Genomic DNA, 17,222 nt, shown 5'->3' with positions numbered 1-17,222 from the left:
CATCGAGGTTAATTATTCGTGCAACAAGTTGCACGCTACGAGGGGTTAAATAATCATTCTATATGTTGAGTTTCGGTTGTCAGCCTTGTTCATTATGTAGCAGGGATTTTTTTCTGTTCATCGCTTAAGCTATTTAGCTCCATACGCATAGTCTTTAGCTGGCTATAATAAAAAGTGCGGTCAGTTTTTTTACGTTTACTTTCTGATATATATCAACGGATAACGGCTTATCACTTGAGCAAATTTTGCTCGACTCTATAATCTTAACGTAAACCTTGTTAAATAAAGGATAATGGATATGGTTAGAAAACAAGCCTGACAAAGAAGAAAAATCAATTTAGTCTTTTTTGTGTAATAGCATATAATTCATCTCCATCTTATTTTTAATTTAAGAGGTTGTTCAAATGCAAAAATGGTTTAAACAGAGTTTAGGTTTGGTGTGTCTTTCGTCTTTATTTTTTAGCCAACAGGTAGCGGCAGAAGGGCGTTTGACTGTGTATTGCACGGTGCAAAATGCCTTGTGTGAAAAAGTGACGACGCAGTTCGGGGAAAAGTATAATGTGAAAACTGAATTCGTACATGGCGGCACGGAAACCATTTTTGGCAAGATCAAAGCAGAGAAAGACAACCCACAGGCAGATTTTTGGTATGGCGGTACCATTGAGCCGCATTTCCAAGCGGGCGAGTTGGGTTTGTTAGAAGCCTACCGTTCGCCAAAACAAGCGGAAATCTTACCGCAGTTTAAGTCGCTCATGGCAGAAAAAGGTGATTTCACGTCTGCTGTCTATATGTTGGTGTTGGGCTTTGGTGTGAATACACAAAAATTGGCACAACTGGGTTTGCCCGCACCGCAAACCTGGGAAGATTTGCTCAAACCGGAATATAAAGGTGAAATTCAACTGCCGGATCCGCGCGCTTCCGGTACGACTTATACGATCATGGCAACCTTGATCCAACTTTGGGGCGAAGAGAAAGCCTTTGATTATTTGAAAAAGCTCAATGAAAACGTCTCGCAATATGTAAAAAGTAATTTGGTGACGGCGAATTTATCTCGTGGTGAAAGTGCGGTGAGTGTCGGTTTTGTGCATGCGTATGCCACCGAAAAGGAAAAGGGTGCGCCGGTGGAAACGGTGATCCCACAAGGAAAAACCGGTTATGCATTGGGTGGTGCGAGTATTATTAAAGGCGCACGCAACCTCGATAACGCCAAACTTTTTATGGATTTTGTGTTGTCGAAAGAGGTGCAGGAAATGCCATGGCGTGAATTTGGCTTATATCAAATCCCAACCAATGCCAATGCGGAATCTTCACCAAAATCCGTTGATCCGAAAAAATTAGATTTTGTTGAATTTGATTTTGTGAAATTCGGTTCTAAAGATGAAGGCAAGCGATTAATTAATAAGTGGCTGGCTGACATCAAATTATCGAAATAACCCATCCTATGCTCGGCATAAATATCGTGCCGAGCAAGATCTTATGCTGACGTATCCATGCTAAAACACCGCTTTCACCACCCCATCATTTGGATTTTGCTCGCTTTTCTGGCATTTGCCTGTTTGCCGGTACGTGCCTTGGATTATGGTCTTTTCGGAGCAACCGCCAAAGAATATTTTGCTGCGATGGGATGGGCTCAGGTCAATATCAGTTGGCTGTGGTTTGGTGCATTGTGGATTTTCCCCTTGTTTCAGCGACAGCCTGTTTCTCGCCACTCGGCAAAAATAACTGTTATTTTGACCGCACTTTTGGTCGCGTTTATTTGGTTCTCGGCGGAGGCCTATGCTTTCCGTTTCGGCTATGCGGTGATTTTCCTGTTTATTGCCATCGGCGCAGTATTCGTCAATGCCTTGGCGCGGTTAGGTTTTTTGCGTGGAGATCGTTTTTTATTGGCGGTCGCTACAGGGCTTGCCGTCTTGGTTATCGGCTTTATTTTTTATCCGATAAGCGCATTATTTACGATCTTTTTTACCGGCGAATCCGGTGAGTTTGGCAATGTTTTTACGTTATTAAACCACCTCGGCTTGTGGAAAGTCATTGGTAATTCCTTGGCGGTGTCCTCTGCCGTCGGTTTGTGTTCTGTTGCCTTTGCCCTTGTTTTGGCGTTATACACCACAAGAATCGCCAAACGCAGTTTGTTTATCAGTAAGATCTTTTCTTTATTGCCGATGGTGACGCCGCCATTTGTGGTGAGTTTAGGCGTGATGTTGATGTTTGGGCGCTCAGGCTATGTCACTCAATTTCTCGGGCAACATTTTGGTGTGAGTCCGAATTGGCTTTATGGCTTTAACGGTATTCTGATTTCCCACACGTTGGCACTCACGCCAATGGCCTTTATGTTGTTGGAAGGCGCATTAAAAAACCTTTCCCCAAAATTAGAAGAGGCCGCCGTCATGCTCGGCGCAAATCGTTGGCAGAGTTTCCGTTTTATCGTCTTGCCTTTATTAAAACCGGCACTCGCCAATGCTTTTTTAATTGTCATGGTGCAATCCTTGGCGGATTTCAGCTCGCCTTTTGTGTTAGGTGGCAATTTTGATGTGTTGGCAACGCAAATTTATTTTTACATTGTGGGGGCACAAAACGATTATTTCTCCGCAAGTGCCTTGGGGATTATTTTGTTAAGCATTTCCCTCGGGATTTTCTGGCTGCAATATCATTTTATCGGGCGTAAAAATTACGTTACGCTCTCGGGCAAAGGGTTTGAAGGTCGAAGCACGCCTTTATCTTTCGGTTTAAAAATTACCGTTGTGAGCATTTTTGCTGCCTGGGTTGGTTTCAATGCGTTATTGTATGGCAGTATTTTTTACGGCAGCGTGATGCAGAACTGGGGTGTTAATCACACCTTTACTTTACAACATTACATCACGTTATTCGGACAAGGCTGGAAGAACGGCGCGATTCCGTCTTTAATGCAAACCGTCTTGTTCGCCGTGATTGCTGCACCTTTTACTGCCATGAGCGGTTTTTTGTTGGCTTATTTCTTTTCTCGTCATCGCTTCTTCGGACAAAAACACATTGAATTTCTCACGCTACTCAGTTTTGCCGTGCCGGGAACGGTTGCCGGCGTGTCTTACATCCTTGCGTTCAATAATGTCCCGCTTTATTTAACCGGCACCGGGGCGATTATTGTGCTTTCGATGGTCACGCGCAATATGCCCATTGGTTTGCGTGCCGCATTAGTGAATTTTAAACAGTTAGATCCGGCATTGGATGAAGCCGCCTATTCTTTAAAAGCTAGCGCATTTCAGACACTACGTTTTATTACCTTACCTTTATTGAAGCCCGCTTTATTGTCCGCTTTGGTGACGAGTTTTGTGCGTGCCATGACGACCATTAGCGCGATTATTTTCTTAGTTACACCAAGCACCCGCGTGGCAACCTCGTTTATTTTAAATCGGGTGGAAGACGGCGATTACGGCTTGGCGGTGGCGTACGGTGCCAGTTTAATTGTGATTATGATGCTGGTTCTCGGCTTATTCGGTCGATGGGTCGGTGAGACAAAGTTAGGACGATAACATGACACAACATATTGAATTAAAACAGGTTTATAAAGCCTTTGGTTCAACCAAGGTATTGCAAGATTTCAATCTTTCTTTTGAAAAAGGCAAATTTACGACTTTGTTGGGCGCATCAGGGTGTGGCAAAACCACCATTCTGCGTCTGATTGCCGGATTGGAAGATCTCGATCAAGGGCAAATTTTATGTGACGGAAAGGACATCAGTCGGTTACCGCCACAACAGCGTGGTGTCGGCATTGTATTTCAATCCTATGCGCTTTTCCCGCATTTAACCGTCGGGGAAAATGTGGCATTTGGTTTGAAAATGCAGGAACCCCATTCCTCAGACATCGCCGAAAAAGTCAGTCAAGCATTAAAAATGGTGGAGCTCGAGGGTTTTGAACATCGCCGTATCGAACAACTTTCCGGTGGGCAACAACAGCGCGTTGCTTTGGCGCGGGCGTTGGTAATTGCGCCACAAATTTTATTATTTGATGAACCGTTAAGTAATTTGGATACCAATTTGCGCCGCGCCATGCGTGAGATGATTCGCCATTTACAACAAAAACTCGGTATTACGGTGCTTTATGTGACTCACGATCAAACAGAAGCTTTTGCTATTTCTGATGCAGTAGTGGTGATGAATCAAGGAAAAGTCGAACAGATTGGTTTGCCGAATACGCTCTATCATCATCCAACCTCTCGTTTTACGGCAAACTTCATGGGGGAGGTGTCTTTCTTTCCGGTGACGGTAAAAAACGGGAAATATATTTTGGCAGAAAATCCCTTATCGATTGAATCGAATGAGCTACCACAGGATGGAAATTATTTACTCGGTATTCGCCCGGAAGGCGTGTTATTGGCACTCACCGGCGAACCTGCGGAACGTTGTGATGTGCAATCGGCGATGTCTATGGGGAATTATTGGGAGATTCAGGTGCAATGGCATGGTTTCCCATTATTGGTGCATTTAAATCCGAATGATTACATACCAAATCAGCCTGAGTATTTTGTTAAGTTGCGACCTATTGGTTGGTTTGTGTTAGCGGAGGAGAACTTTTAATGCCATAAAAAAGGCGTTAAAATCCACCGCACTTTAAATGTTCCAGCCACAAAAAAAGATACCTAAGTGCGGTATCTTTTTTCAATGTTTTTTAATCTGGTGTTCGAGCCACTATTTCACAATACGTAAGTGGGATGTGGATTTCTCCGCCTTTTTCGGTTTATCCGTTTTATCGACGGCGTTCTCAAATCCAATAGGCTGTTCTTCTGTTTGCTCCGGATGATCATCATAAGCTTCTTCCGGCTCAAACATCACACCATCGCCATTCTCACGTGCATAAATTGCCAATGCTGCTCCCATTGGAATGTAAATATCCTGCGGCACGCCACGAAAACGAGCACTGAATTGAATAAAATCATTGGTTAACTGTAAATTTCCGGTGGCATTGGCAGACAAATTTAACACAATTTGTCCATCTTTGACATACTCTACCGGCACTTTCACGCCCCAATAAGTGGCATCAACCACCAAATACGGTGTGAAATCATTATCGACTAACCAATCGTAATAAGCTCTTAATAAATAAGGACGTTTCGGGGATGATTTATATTCCATTTAGCCGCCTATTATTTTTCATCCATTAAGTTTTTTGGCGCTAATTCGCCTACGGATTGCAAGAAAGAATCACGCGTAAATACACGGGACATATAGCTTTTCACAGCCTTGCTACCGGCACCGCTAAATTCCACACCCAATTCTTGCATACGCCACAATAACGGCGCGACATAACAATCGATAAGACTAAATTCATCGTTCATAAAATAGGTATTTTGACTAAAGATCGGTGCAATCGCCAGAATTTCTTCTTTGAGTTGTTTTAATGCTTGTGCTCGTTCAGCTTCTGATGCGGCATTTTGTGCAGTTTCTAACGTTGGATACCAATCTTGCTCAATACGTAACATCAGCAAGCGGCTTTTTCCGCGAGCCACCGGATAAACCGGCATTAATGGCGGATGCGGGAAACGCTCGTCCAAATATTCCATAATGATGCGAGAATTAAACAGCACTAAATCACGATCAACTAGCGTAGGCACAGTACCGTACGGATTGAGTTCCATTAAATCTTCTGATAATGCTTGCGGATCTACAATTTCCGTTTCATAAGCGACGCCTTTCTCAGCCAACACAATACGTACTTGGTGACAATAAATATCGGTTTTATTTGAAAATAGCGTCATTACAGAACGTTTATTTGCAGAACTTGTCATCTATTCCTCCGACGACTCAAAAATAAGAAAAATATTCGGTTGGTCTCTTGCCATACCAAGAAAAGCGGTCGTTTATTCTATCACAAAGCAAGTGGCTTTTTCCAAGAAAAAGCCGGATTTTAGCTTTATCGCCATAAAAAAATATCCGCTTCAGTAACGAAACGGATATTTTTAACGTTCTTTCTAAACGATAAGAAAGGATTATTTCCACTTATCGGCAGCCGCATAATCACTGTCGCGACCTTCAATCCAACGCTCCCCTTTTTCGGTTTGTTCTTTTTTCCAAAAAGGCGCTTTGGTTTTCAAATAATCCATAATAAATTCATTGGCGTGATAAGCATCGCCACGATGCGCAGAAGCTGTTCCCACTAACACAATTTCATCACCGGTGTTCAATTCACCTACACGATGAATGATGGAAATCTTTTGTAAATCCCACCGCGCTTTTGCCTGTTGAGCAATATCCATCAAGGCTTTATGGGTCATCGCCGGATAATGTTCCAAATACAAACTACTGACTTCATCCCCTAGGTTCATATCACGCACTTTGCCCACAAATATCACCGTAGCACCAACCGAATTTTCTTCGCTCAACCAACGATAAACGGCATTTTGATCGAACGTCTGCTCTTGCACGGAAATTTGAATATCGTTCATTTAGCCTCCGGTCACCGGTGGGAAAAAGGCAATTTCATCACCATTTTTGACCGCACTTTCTAACGGCATTAAAGTTTGATTAATAGCCACCAAAAGTTTATCCGATTGCAATGCCAACGCCCATTTATCGCCTTTCGCCGCAAGATGTTGACGTAATGCTTCTGCCGTGGCGAAATTTTCGTTCACTTCAATGGCATCCAAACCGATTAATTCTCGAGTTTGAGCAAAAAATAAAACACGTAACATTATTTTTCCTCCGCAATAAAATGCCCGGATTTTCCACCGCTCTTTTCCAACAAACGCACCGTTTCAATTACCATGTCTTTTTGCACCGCTTTACACATATCGTAAATGGTTAATGCGGCAACGCTTGCAGCCGTTAAGGCTTCCATTTCTACACCGGTTTTACCGCTTAATTTGCACAGGCTTTCAATGCGCACTTGATGGGTTTCAGGAAGTGCGGTCAAACTCACTTCGACTTTTGAAAGTAAAAGCGGATGACACAGCGGAATCAGTTCCCAAGTGCGTTTTGCGGCTTGAATACCGGCAATTCGAGCGGTAGCAAACACATCGCCCTTGTGGTGTTGTCCGGAGAGGATCATTTGTAAGGTTTCCGGCGCCATACGAATATAGGCTTCAGCACGCGCCTCGCGAACCGTGTCGGCTTTGGCGGAAACATCCACCATATTCGCCTCGCCATTCGCATTAATGTGAGTAAATGTGGTCATGATAATTTAAAAGTGCGGTTGGTTTTCTTGATGTTTTCAGTATCGGCGTAAATTAACCGCCGATACTGGCTAAATGATTACGCACGCCGCTATCGCCGACATGCAGATAATGGTGTTCACGCTTACCTTGTAACGCTGAGAAAATTCTTGATTGCAAAAGCATTTGTTGCTCATCAGATTGTAACAAATCACGCAAATCAATCCCTTCTTCACCAAATAAGCAAAGGTGCAATTTCCCTTTGGCAGAAACTCTCAAACGGTTACAGCTGGCGCAGAAATTTTTCTCATAAGGCATGATTAAGCCGATTTCGCCCATATAATCCGGGTGACGGAAAACTTTTGCCGGGCCATCAGAACGATTTTTTATCTGCAATTGCCAGCCGTCTTGCAAGAGTTTCTGTTCTAAAATCTGTCCCGATAAATGGTGTTTTTGGAAGAAAGAATTCATTTCACCGGTTTGCATCAACTCGATGAAACGCATTTGAATCGGTTTATTTTTAATCCATGCCAAGAAACCGGAAAAGTCCTTGTCATTCAAATCTTTCATTAAGACAGAATTGACTTTGACTTTTTGATAGCCACATTCAAAAGCGCGATCAATACCACGCATAATGTCATCAAACTTATCGACACCGGTAATGCGCTGAAACATTCTTGCATCTAGGCTATCCACACTGACGTTAATAGACGTCACGCCGGCTTGTTTCCAAGCAGCGACATCTTTAAGCAACCGAAAACCGTTTGTAGTCAGTGCGATTTGTTTGATACCGTCAATGCCACGAATGCTTTCGACAATTGGCAGGAAGTCTTTACGTAAGGTCGGTTCGCCACCGGTAATACGGACTTTTTCCGTTCCCATCAGCGCAAAGCTACTGACCAAGCGACGAATTTCGTCCAAGGTTAAAAAACTCGGCTTATTAGGTTCAGGCTGATAACCGTCAGGTAGGCAATAATTGCAACGGAAATTACACATATCGGTAATCGACAGTCGCAAATAATAGTATTCACGCTGGAACGAATCAACGAGTTGAGCCGCGCCAACATTTTTGATTGGAATGGTTTGCATTTGACACCTTTCTAAAAACGGAGAGGATAAATCGTTTCCAACGTATCCCTGAATAATACCGACTTCGTATTATTGGCATTACCACCCTATTTTGTGTTCAACATATTGCGCGCAAAACGTAGGTGAGTAAGCTCGGAGTTATATGCGATAAATAAATTTTGTTGCATTGTAAAAGATTCACGAAAACAAAAGCAATCAATTAATTTGATCTAGGCTATAAATTCATAAAATTCTTTAAAATTAATTATGCATACATTTATATAGCGTTAATAAAACACCCTAAAACAGCGATTCTCATACCCAATAATAATTAGCGAACTGTACTCTCTTTCAAAGCAGGTTATAATTGCGCACGAAAAAATGTAAGGATGTAACATGGCAGATTTTAAAGGCTATCAACAACACGAAAATCTCAACCGAATCAAAAAAATTGTCGCAATTGGTGGCGGGCATGGATTAGGTCGCGTCATGTCTGCGCTGAGTTTTATGAAAGAACGACTCTCCGCGATTGTGACCACCACCGACAACGGTGGATCAACTGGGCGAATTCGCATGGAACACGGCGGCATTGCCTGGGGTGACTTACGTAACTGCTTAAATCAAATCATTACCGAACCCAGTACTGCCTCCGCATTATTTGAATATCGTTTTGGTGGTAACGGCGAATTAGCAGGACATAACCTCGGCAATCTCATGCTCAAAGCCTTAGAAGATATGCATATTCGCCCGACGGAAGCCGTGAATCTTATTCGCGATTTGTTGCATGTAAAATCCTTTATCTTCCCGATGTCGGAGCAACCTATTCATCTCGCTGCCGTATTAAACGGCGGCAGTAGCGTTGTCGGTGAAGTCAGCGTTGATAGCTTAACCGAGCTCCCTAAATCCCTCTTTTTAGTGCCTTATGCCACAGCCACACCGGAGGCGATTCAAGCTTTACGGGACGCGGAAGTCATTTTATTCGGCCCCGGCAGTTTCCTCACCAGTATCATACCGCCGATTCTTTTACCGGAAATTGCCGAACAGCTTAGACAAAGCGAAGCCAAAAAGATCTTTATTGATAATTTAGGTACGGAACTTGGCCCTGCTTCAAGCCTTTCACTCACCGATCGCATTCAATGGATCCATGAAATCGTCGGTCAACCGATCATTGATGGTGCCATTGTGCCTACCGATACTCAACTCAATGAACAACTGAATTGCCGTATTATTGCCGGTCGCCTGAATGCCGATGACATCTCTTATCGTCATGATCGCACCCTCCTCTGCTCCGCTATTGATGAGTTATTAGGGATGTTATTCAAACCGCAAGAAGATGACGTTATGCACGCACTTGCCGAAATGTAACCGCCCACGCAACAATGAAAATCCATTTATTACGACGCCAACAAATTATTGAGCACGATAATCGTCTTCCCTTACTGGCGCGGTTAGAACAGCTCGGCATTCAACACGAATATCAATGCCGCAGCGGTTATTGCGGCGTTTGTCGGGTTAAATTAAAAAAAGGACGTGTTTCTTACAAAGAACCGCCCCTCGCCTTTTTGTTGGAGGATGAAATCTTGCTTTGTTGCTGCCACGTAGAAGAAGATTTAGAAATCGATTTATAAAATACCGCCAAAATCCACCGCACTTTTCAATTCTATCTCTGGAAGAATGTTCCCTCGCCTTTTTAAACGCACCGTGAACCGATTCCTTAACAAAAAATCGATTTCTCCTTGACTTTTAATTTTTGTACTAGTTTAATAGTGCAACTTGATTTTATGTTTTAAGGAAATGAGAATGTCATCTGCTTTTATTCAAACATTCACACAAAACGTTGCTTATCACAGTGACCCTACCGCTATTTTCGCCACCTTATGCGAAAACAAACCGAATACGCTACTGTTAGAATCTGCCGAAATTTCCAGCAAAAACAGTCTGAAAAGTTTATTACTCGTTAACGCAGCCATGAAAATTTCCTGTTTGGGGCAAAGTGTTACTTTTCATGCGTTAACCGACAACGGCGCCGCAGTGTTACCGTTAATTGCGCAAAAACTTTCAGCACAGGTCAACGTAATATCCCAAACAAGCACCGAACTGCAAGTGGAATTCAAACCTGCCGGCAATAATGCGGACGAAGACAGCAAATTATTGGCACCAGGCATTTTCGATGGTTTGCGTTGTTTCACCGATCTTTATCAGACAAGCTCGTTGCCGGTTTTTTTAGGCGGGTTATTCGCCTATGACTTGGTGGCAAATTTTATTCCGATGGAAAACATCACTTTGCAAGATGATGGCATTACCTGCCCGGATTATTGCTTTTATTTAGCGGAACAATTACTGGTGATCGACCATCAATTGCAACAAGCGGAATTACAAACCTTTTGTTTTGCACAAAATACGTTGGCGACATTGCAACAGAACGCCCAAGACATTGCCAAAAAACTCTTGGAAATTCGACCGCACTTGAGCCTCAAATCGGCTTCTACCGAGGTTGCCATTAATTTAGATGATGATAAATTCAAAAAAATTATTGAACGCCTGAAGCAGCATATTTATTGCGGCGATGTGTTCCAAATCGTGCCGTCCCGTCGTTTTTCCCTTGAATGCCCGAATACGTTGGCGACTTATCGTCAGTTAAAACAAAACAACCCAAGCCCGTATATGTTCTTTATTCAAGACGAGGATTTCACTTTGTTCGGCGCCTCACCGGAAAGTGCCTTAAAATATTCGCAAACTACCCGTCAGTTGGAGATCTACCCGATTGCCGGTTCCCGTCCGCGCGGTTTTGATGCCGACGGCAATATTGATCCGGAATTGGATTCCCGTTTGGAACTGGAATTGCGTTTGGATCATAAAGAACAAGCGGAACATTTGATGTTGGTGGATTTAGCCCGTAACGACATCGCCCGCGTGTGCGAAAGTAAAACCCGCCATGTGAAAGATTTAATGCAGGTGGATCGTTATTCGCACATTATGCACCTTGTTTCTCGCGTTGTAGGTAAACTTCGCCCTGAACTGGATGCGTTACACGCTTATCAAGCCTGCATGAACATGGGGACGCTAACCGGCGCACCGAAAATCAAAGCCATGCAGTTAATTTATCAGTTTGAACAACAAAAACGCCACAGTTACGGCGGCGCCGTGGGCTATTTACAATCTGATGGCAATTTTGACACCTGTATCGTGATTCGCTCTGCCTTCGTGCAAAACGGCATTGCCCATGTGCAAGCCGGTTGTGGCACGGTGTTGGATTCCAACCTGCAAATGGAAGCTGATGAAACCCGTCACAAAGCCCGTGCGGTCATCAACGCCATCGTACAAACTAATAAGAAAGCGAATCAATAGGAGTGAGATCATGGCAACCATTTTATTTTTAGATAACTTTGATTCCTTTACTTACAATTTAGTGGATCAATTTCGCGGATTGGGACATCAGGTTCACATTTACCGCAATGATTGCGATTTAGCGATTTTAGAAAAAAATGCTTTAGCACAGCCGGACACGATTCTTGCCCTCTCCCCCGGGCCGGGCACACCGGATGAAGCAGGAAATATGATTCCGTTAATTAAGCGATTAATCGGCAAAATACCGATGTTAGGCATTTGTTTAGGGCATCAAGCATTAATCGAAGCTTTCGGTGGCAAAGTCGTTCACGCAGGTGAAATTTTGCACGGCAAAGTGTCCAGAATTGAACACGACAATGAAGCCATGTTCAAAGGTTTGACTAACCCAATGCCGGTCGCACGCTATCATTCCCTCATGGGCATTAATTTACCCGATGAATTGATTCCGAACGCCTCTTATCATGGCATTAACATGGCAATTCGCCACCGCACTTTGCCAATTTGTAGCTTCCAATTTCATCCCGAATCAATTTTAACGGTACAAGGAGCACAGTTATTGGCACAATCGGTGGAATGGTTGTTGAATCGGAATTAATATCCCACTTCCTCTCTTTAGCAAAGAGGGGTTAGGGGAGATTTGGCAGTCGTCATAAAACTGAGTAAGTTAATAATCAAAATAGGGTTAATTTCATTTGATTTTTATTCAATAACAATATTTTTCCAATCTCCCCAGTTCCTCTTTTCTAAAGAGGGAGATTTTAAATAAAAAAGGACAAAACATGATCACAGTATATGGCTTAAAACGAACCCTCTCCCCGCGCAAATCTGCTGTAGCGGAGGTGATTTATAACTGCCTTGAACTTGGCTTAGATGTTGCCAAAGGCAAGCACGCGCTTCGTTTTATTTGTTTGGAAGACGATGATTTTTACTACCCGCATACCACAAACCGCACCGACAATTACATGGTGATTGAAATCAATTTAATGCAAGGTCGTTTAGAACAAACCAAAAAACGTTTAATTAAAATGTTGTTCAGTGAATTTGAATATAAATTAGGCATTAGCCCGTTTGACGTGGAAATTACCATCAAAGAACAGCCAGCGCATTGTTGGGGCTTCCGTGGCATGACCGGTGATGAAGCACGCGATTTGGATTACGATATTAATAAATAAGGACAAGTATGATGGAAAACCAAGCTCTATTAGAAAAACTTTATGGTGCACAAACCTTAACCGCCGCGGAAAGCGAAACCTTATTTAACGCCATCATGTTGGGGGAATTAAGCAACGAACAAATCGCCGCCATGTTAGTGGCACTAAAAGTGCGTGGCGAAACCATCGATGAAGTCAACGGTGCTGTATTAGCCACCGTTAAAAATGCCAAACCGTTTCCCACACCCGATTACCCCTTTGCTGACATCGTCGGCACAGGCGGTGACGGCGCCAATACCATCAATATTTCTACGGCGTCCGCTATTGTCGCAGCCGCTTGTGGTGCCAAAGTAGCGAAACATGGCAACCGTAGCGTTTCCAGTAAAACCGGTTCTAGCGATTTATTAACCGCACTTGGCGTCAATATTGCCATGTCTCCAGAACAAGCCCGCAAGGCATTGGACAACATCGGCATCTGCTTCTTGTTTGCACAGCAATATCACCCGGGCTTCAAATATGTGGTGCCGGTACGCCAAGCCTTAAAAACCCGCACGCTCTTTAATATTCTTGGCCCGCTTATTAACCCTGCACGTCCGAAACGTCAATTGCTCGGCGTTTATTCTCCTGAACTAATTGATATTTATGCTAAAACTGTTGCTCAATTAGGTCACGAACACACGATTATCGTGCACGGCTGTGGCTTAGACGAAGTGGCAATTCATGGCGCGACAGACGTGGCGGAAGTGCGTAACGGCGAAATTGAACGTTATACCCTAACTCCGCAGGATTTTGGCTTCCAAGTCAAACCGTTGGAAAGTTTGCGCGGTGGCGAACCGACAGAAAATGCTCAAATGATTACCGCACTTTTACAAGGCAAAGGCAAAGCGGAACACAACCAAGCCGTTGCCATGAACACTGCCCTCTTACTAAAACTGTTCGGACAAGAAGATATTAAAGATAATGCACAACGGGTATTAGATGTGATTGCGCAAGGCAAGCCGTTTGAAACCTTACAGAAATTGACGACCTATTAATTTAAAGCCCCGTTTTCAAAAAATAAGACATAAACATGATCATACAAGACTTTTCCAAACCACTTAAAACCGCCACAGTGTTACAAAAAATCGTGCTCGATAAAGCCGAATGGGTAAAAAACAAAGAAGCAGAATTTCCATTAAGTGAATTTGAAAAAAATATTCAAAAATCCGACCGCGCTTTTTATGCTGCGTTAGCAAAAGGCACGCACCAAAAACCGGTGTACATTTTAGAATGTAAAAAAGCCTCGCCTTCTAAGGGATTGATTCGCAGCGAATTTAAACCGACGGAAATTGCGCAGGTTTATAAACACTATGCCAATGCAATTTCTGTGCTGACCGATGAAAAATACTTCCAAGGTGATTTTGCCTATATCAAACAAGTTCGCGACGTTGTCACACAACCGGTGTTGTGCAAAGACTTTATGATCAGCGAATATCAGGTTTATTTGGCGCGTTTTTACCAAGCAGACTCGATTTTACTCATGCTTTCGGTGGTGAATGATGAGACTTATCGTATTTTGGCGGATTTAGCACATTCTCTTGGCATGGGCGTGTTGACCGAGACCAGCAACGAAGAAGAATTTGAACGCGCCTTGGCGTTAGGGGCGAAAATTATCGGCGTGAATAATCGTAATTTGCACGATTTAAGCGTGGATTTAAACCGCGTGGTGGCATTAACCACCCGATATGCCGACCACATTCCTGCCGATGTACGAATCATCAGCGAATCAGGCATTTACCATCATCAGCAAGTACGTGAATTGCAACACGTTGCCCACGGCTTTTTAATCGGCAGCAGTTTAATGGGCAGTCCCGACTTAAACAACGCCGTGCGTGAAGTTATTCTCGGCGAAAACAAAGTGTGCGGTTTAACCCGTACGCAAGACGTAAAAACCGTTTACGAAAGCGGCGCATTATACGGCGGGCTGATTTTTGTCGAAAATTCTAAACGTTGTGTCAGTTTACGCCAAGCCCAAGAATTAGTGACGGCCGCTCCACTTCGTTTTGTGGGCGTGTTTCAAAATCAAGACATTGATTTTATCGTGAAAATCGCACAGCAATTACAGCTCTATGCTGTTCAGTTGCATGGCGATGAAACAGCGGAATTTATCACCGCACTTCGCACCAAATTGCCTGAAAGCATTCGTATTTGGAAAGCCATTTCCGTGGAGGTAACCCATAAAAGTGCGGTGGTTTTTGACGACGTTTCTGCGATTGATCGTTTTGTTTTCGATAGCAAGTCAGGCTCGCAACAAGGCGGTACCGGTGAGACTTTCGATTGGTCATTGATTCCGGCGCAACTAAAACATAAAATCCTGTTGGCAGGCGGTATTAATTCAAATAATATTGACACTGCGTTAGCACAACATTGTGTCGGTGTGGATCTGAATTCCGGCGTGGAAAGCGCTCCCGGTGTGAAAGATGCTGAAAAAGTGCGGTCGATTTTTAAGGCAATTTTATAAAATCGGCAAACGTTAATAAGAATGGGCCACTTTTCAATTCATATCATCCTCAATCAGGAGATTTTATGAAAAAACTTTTTAATTTTTTTATCACGTTTATTCATCCATTTTCTTGCATACTGATGATATATTTTGTTGTGGCCACATTGATGTTAAGCAATGATCTTATCAATGCTGTAAAAGATGATGTCCCTTTAGAAAATTATCTAGAAACTAAAATTTATCACAATGTTAACGTGACAGTAGAAAAAGAAAAAATTTCAGGCAAATTAAATCAATATATTCAAACTAAAAACATGAACGACCGATGCTATGTCGAATATTGCGGTTTTCCCCAAGCCGGAAACTTTCAATTATCCAGCATTGAATTCATTCATGTAGATAGATATACTTTCTTAAATAAAAGCTGTTTAGATGCCGAGGAAAAACATTGCTTTCGTAATATTTCCGAGGCTTATATTGAACAGGCCACAAAACAAGCACGGCAAAAGCATGAAAGAGGCGGAATTTTATGGTTAATCTACAGTGCTTCCGCTTTGATTTTCCTCTTCCTACTAGGAAGAAAATATCGATTACCAGACGAATATAAAATATAGTCGCGGGTAAAATATCGCATTCATCGCTCTAAAAGCACGACACGCCTGATGCGTGCTTTTCTTTTGACTCACCCTGCGCCTCTAAATCCCCTTCCTCCCTCAAAATCTCCTGATAACAACCCAGCAAATGAGAAAGACTCTCAATCACCCACAAAAACAAAGGGTTACATCTTATATTCAGATAAAAAATAGGGATATTCTTGATGACGATCAAATAATGTTCCCCTTGATGAGCATATCATAACGCTGATAACCCTATATAAAATGTGTGATTTGGAGTGAATATATGCAACGAAGTGATGGATTATTTTCTGCCTTAGCCGATGTTTCTCGTCGGGATTTTATGAAATTATGTACCGCACTTGCGGCAACAATGGGGCTAAGTAGTAAAGCCGGTGCGGAGATGACCAACGCCTTAACGGCACCGGCACGCCCACCGGTGTTATGGATTGGTGCACAAGAGTGTACGGGATGTACGGAATCTCTGCTACGCGCGACCCACCCAACAGTAGAAAACTTGGTATTGGAAATGATTTCCTTAGAATACCACGAAACGCTTTCTGCAGCCTTTGGGGAACAAGCTGAAGATAATAAACACAACGCCATGCATAAATATTATGGCAAATATGTTTTAGTCGTCGATGGTTCCATTCCGGTGAAAGACGGCGGCGTCTATTGTATGGTAGCAGGTAAACCGATTGTAGAACACATCCAAGAAGCGGCAAAAGGTGCTGCAGCCATTATTGCCATCGGTTCTTGTGCAGCATGGGGCGGCGTACCTTCTAGCGGTGGTAACCCAACCGGTGCAAGCAGCTTGTCTGAAGTATTACCAAAAGGCACACCGGTGATTAACATTCCGGGCTGTCCACCAAATCCACACAACTTCCTTGCAACTGTCGCTTACATTCTGACTTATAAGAAATTGCCGGCAATGGACAAACTTAATCGTCCGCTATTCGCTTACGATCGCTTAATTCACGAAAACTGCTATCGCAGACCGCACTTTGATGCAGGTCGCTTCGCCAAAGAATACGGTGATTACGGTCACCGAAACGGTTGGTGTTTATATCACCTCGGCTGTAAAGGACCGGAAACTTACGGCAACTGCTCTACTTTAGAATTCTGTGATGTCGGCGGTAATAACTGGCCGGTGGGTATTGGTCATCCTTGTTATGGTTGTAACGAAAAAGGTGTGGGCTTTACCAAAGGTATTTTCCAATTAGCGGGCGTAGAAAACCCTACACCACGCGTTGAAAAACCAGATGTCAACAACACCGAAGGTTCAGGTGCAACTATGACCGCTATTGGTTTATTAGGTGGTGCCGCTGCAATCCTAGCCGGTGTCAGTGTCGTTACCTTACGCGAATTAAGCATTCAACATAAAGCCCGTGTCGAAGCCAAAGCGGCAGAAAAAGAACAACATACAGGTAAATAA

18 protein-coding genes and 1 riboswitch are annotated in these 17,222 nt (G+C 43.2%); of the genes, 12 read left to right on the top strand and 6 right to left on the bottom strand.

Translation table 11 applies throughout. The features are described from left to right. The first annotated feature begins 404 nt into the window (after positions 1-404). Genes Q0203_RS08390 through Q0203_RS08380 form a run of 3 tightly spaced genes read left to right on the top strand, consistent with a single transcriptional unit; the run spans position 405 to position 4,554 of the window. Complete coding sequence (locus tag Q0203_RS08390; protein ID WP_297931411.1) at positions 405-1,433, top strand: ABC transporter substrate-binding protein; 1,029 nt, start codon at positions 405-407, stop codon at positions 1,431-1,433. 57 nt (positions 1,434-1,490) lie between these two features. Further along, positions 1,491-3,509, top strand: a complete 2,019-nt coding sequence (locus tag Q0203_RS08385) for an iron ABC transporter permease (RefSeq protein WP_297931408.1) — start codon at positions 1,491-1,493, stop codon at positions 3,507-3,509. Position 3,510: 1 nt separating this feature from the next. Then, entirely contained in the window at positions 3,511-4,554 is a 1,044-nt protein-coding gene (locus Q0203_RS08380; RefSeq protein WP_297931405.1) for an ATP-binding cassette domain-containing protein, read from the top strand. 111 nt (positions 4,555-4,665) lie between these two features. Here the strand turns inward: Q0203_RS08380 and Q0203_RS08375 are convergent, their stop codons facing one another. The 6 genes from Q0203_RS08375 to moaA all read right to left on the bottom strand — a co-directional run bounded on the left by Q0203_RS08375 (position 4,666) and on the right by moaA (position 8,213). After that, on the bottom strand, positions 4,666-5,109 hold the full coding sequence (locus Q0203_RS08375; protein WP_297931403.1) for a ClpXP protease specificity-enhancing factor: 444 nt from the start codon (positions 5,107-5,109) through the stop codon (positions 4,666-4,668). An 11-nt stretch (positions 5,110-5,120) separates the two neighbouring features. Beyond that, entirely contained in the window at positions 5,121-5,762 is a 642-nt protein-coding gene (gene sspA / locus Q0203_RS08370; protein WP_296027682.1) for a stringent starvation protein SspA, read from the bottom strand. A gap of 201 nt (positions 5,763-5,963) precedes the next feature. Beyond that, positions 5,964-6,419 (bottom strand): molybdopterin synthase catalytic subunit MoaE, encoded by a 456-nt coding sequence (gene moaE / locus Q0203_RS08365; RefSeq protein ID WP_297931399.1) that lies wholly within the window; start codon positions 6,417-6,419, stop codon positions 5,964-5,966. Further along, entirely contained in the window at positions 6,420-6,665 is a 246-nt protein-coding gene (moaD, locus tag Q0203_RS08360) for a molybdopterin synthase sulfur carrier subunit (protein WP_021615328.1), read from the bottom strand. Then, positions 6,665-7,147: a cyclic pyranopterin monophosphate synthase MoaC gene (moaC, locus tag Q0203_RS08355; protein ID WP_021615329.1), complete on the bottom strand. Its 483-nt coding sequence runs from the start codon at positions 7,145-7,147 to the stop codon at positions 6,665-6,667. Before moaC ends, moaD begins: the two co-directional genes overlap by 1 nt. Before the next feature lie 52 nt (positions 7,148-7,199). After that, entirely contained in the window at positions 7,200-8,213 is a 1,014-nt protein-coding gene (gene moaA / locus Q0203_RS08350) for a GTP 3',8-cyclase MoaA (RefSeq protein ID WP_295973598.1), read from the bottom strand. Further along, positions 8,202-8,363: riboswitch (molybdenum cofactor riboswitch) on the bottom strand. (Overlaps the previous gene by 12 nt.) A 225-nt stretch (positions 8,364-8,588) precedes the next feature. Here moaA and yvcK point away from each other — a divergent pair. From yvcK to hybO, 9 genes are all read left to right on the top strand, one after another. Further along, a complete protein-coding gene (gene yvcK, locus Q0203_RS08345) occupies positions 8,589-9,557 on the top strand; it encodes a uridine diphosphate-N-acetylglucosamine-binding protein YvcK (RefSeq protein WP_295973595.1) in 969 nt (322 codons plus the stop codon). A 14-nt stretch (positions 9,558-9,571) separates the two neighbouring features. Continuing rightward, complete coding sequence (gene yfaE / locus Q0203_RS08340; RefSeq protein ID WP_297931392.1) at positions 9,572-9,820, top strand: class I ribonucleotide reductase maintenance protein YfaE; 249 nt, start codon at positions 9,572-9,574, stop codon at positions 9,818-9,820. Between the two features lie 172 nt (positions 9,821-9,992). Continuing rightward, a complete protein-coding gene (gene trpE / locus Q0203_RS08335; protein ID WP_297931389.1) occupies positions 9,993-11,540 on the top strand; it encodes an anthranilate synthase component I in 1,548 nt (515 codons plus the stop codon). A 10-nt stretch (positions 11,541-11,550) separates the two neighbouring features. After that, complete coding sequence (locus Q0203_RS08330) at positions 11,551-12,135, top strand: aminodeoxychorismate/anthranilate synthase component II (protein WP_297931386.1); 585 nt, start codon at positions 11,551-11,553, stop codon at positions 12,133-12,135. A gap of 184 nt (positions 12,136-12,319) precedes the next feature. Then, positions 12,320-12,712 (top strand): tautomerase family protein, encoded by a 393-nt coding sequence (locus Q0203_RS08325; RefSeq protein ID WP_005700510.1) that lies wholly within the window; start codon positions 12,320-12,322, stop codon positions 12,710-12,712. 11 nt (positions 12,713-12,723) lie between these two features. Next, entirely contained in the window at positions 12,724-13,725 is a 1,002-nt protein-coding gene (gene trpD / locus Q0203_RS08320) for an anthranilate phosphoribosyltransferase (RefSeq protein ID WP_297931424.1), read from the top strand. A 35-nt stretch (positions 13,726-13,760) separates the two neighbouring features. After that, on the top strand, positions 13,761-15,191 hold the full coding sequence (gene trpCF / locus Q0203_RS08315; protein ID WP_297931382.1) for a bifunctional indole-3-glycerol-phosphate synthase TrpC/phosphoribosylanthranilate isomerase TrpF: 1,431 nt from the start codon (positions 13,761-13,763) through the stop codon (positions 15,189-15,191). 65 nt (positions 15,192-15,256) lie between these two features. Continuing rightward, positions 15,257-15,787: a hypothetical protein gene (locus tag Q0203_RS08310; protein WP_295973571.1), complete on the top strand. Its 531-nt coding sequence runs from the start codon at positions 15,257-15,259 to the stop codon at positions 15,785-15,787. A 286-nt stretch (positions 15,788-16,073) separates the two neighbouring features. After that, the gene (gene hybO, locus Q0203_RS08305; protein WP_297931379.1) at positions 16,074-17,222 is read left to right on the top strand and encodes a hydrogenase 2 small subunit; all 1,149 of its coding nucleotides are present in this window, start codon (positions 16,074-16,076) and stop codon (positions 17,220-17,222) included.

Origin of the sequence: uncultured Aggregatibacter sp. (genome assembly GCF_938046485.1) — a bacterium.
Classification (GTDB): domain Bacteria; phylum Pseudomonadota; class Gammaproteobacteria; order Enterobacterales; family Pasteurellaceae; genus Aggregatibacter.
The sequence above is the reverse complement of the archived record's forward strand: the minus strand, read 5'-3'. Positions and strand labels throughout refer to the sequence as shown.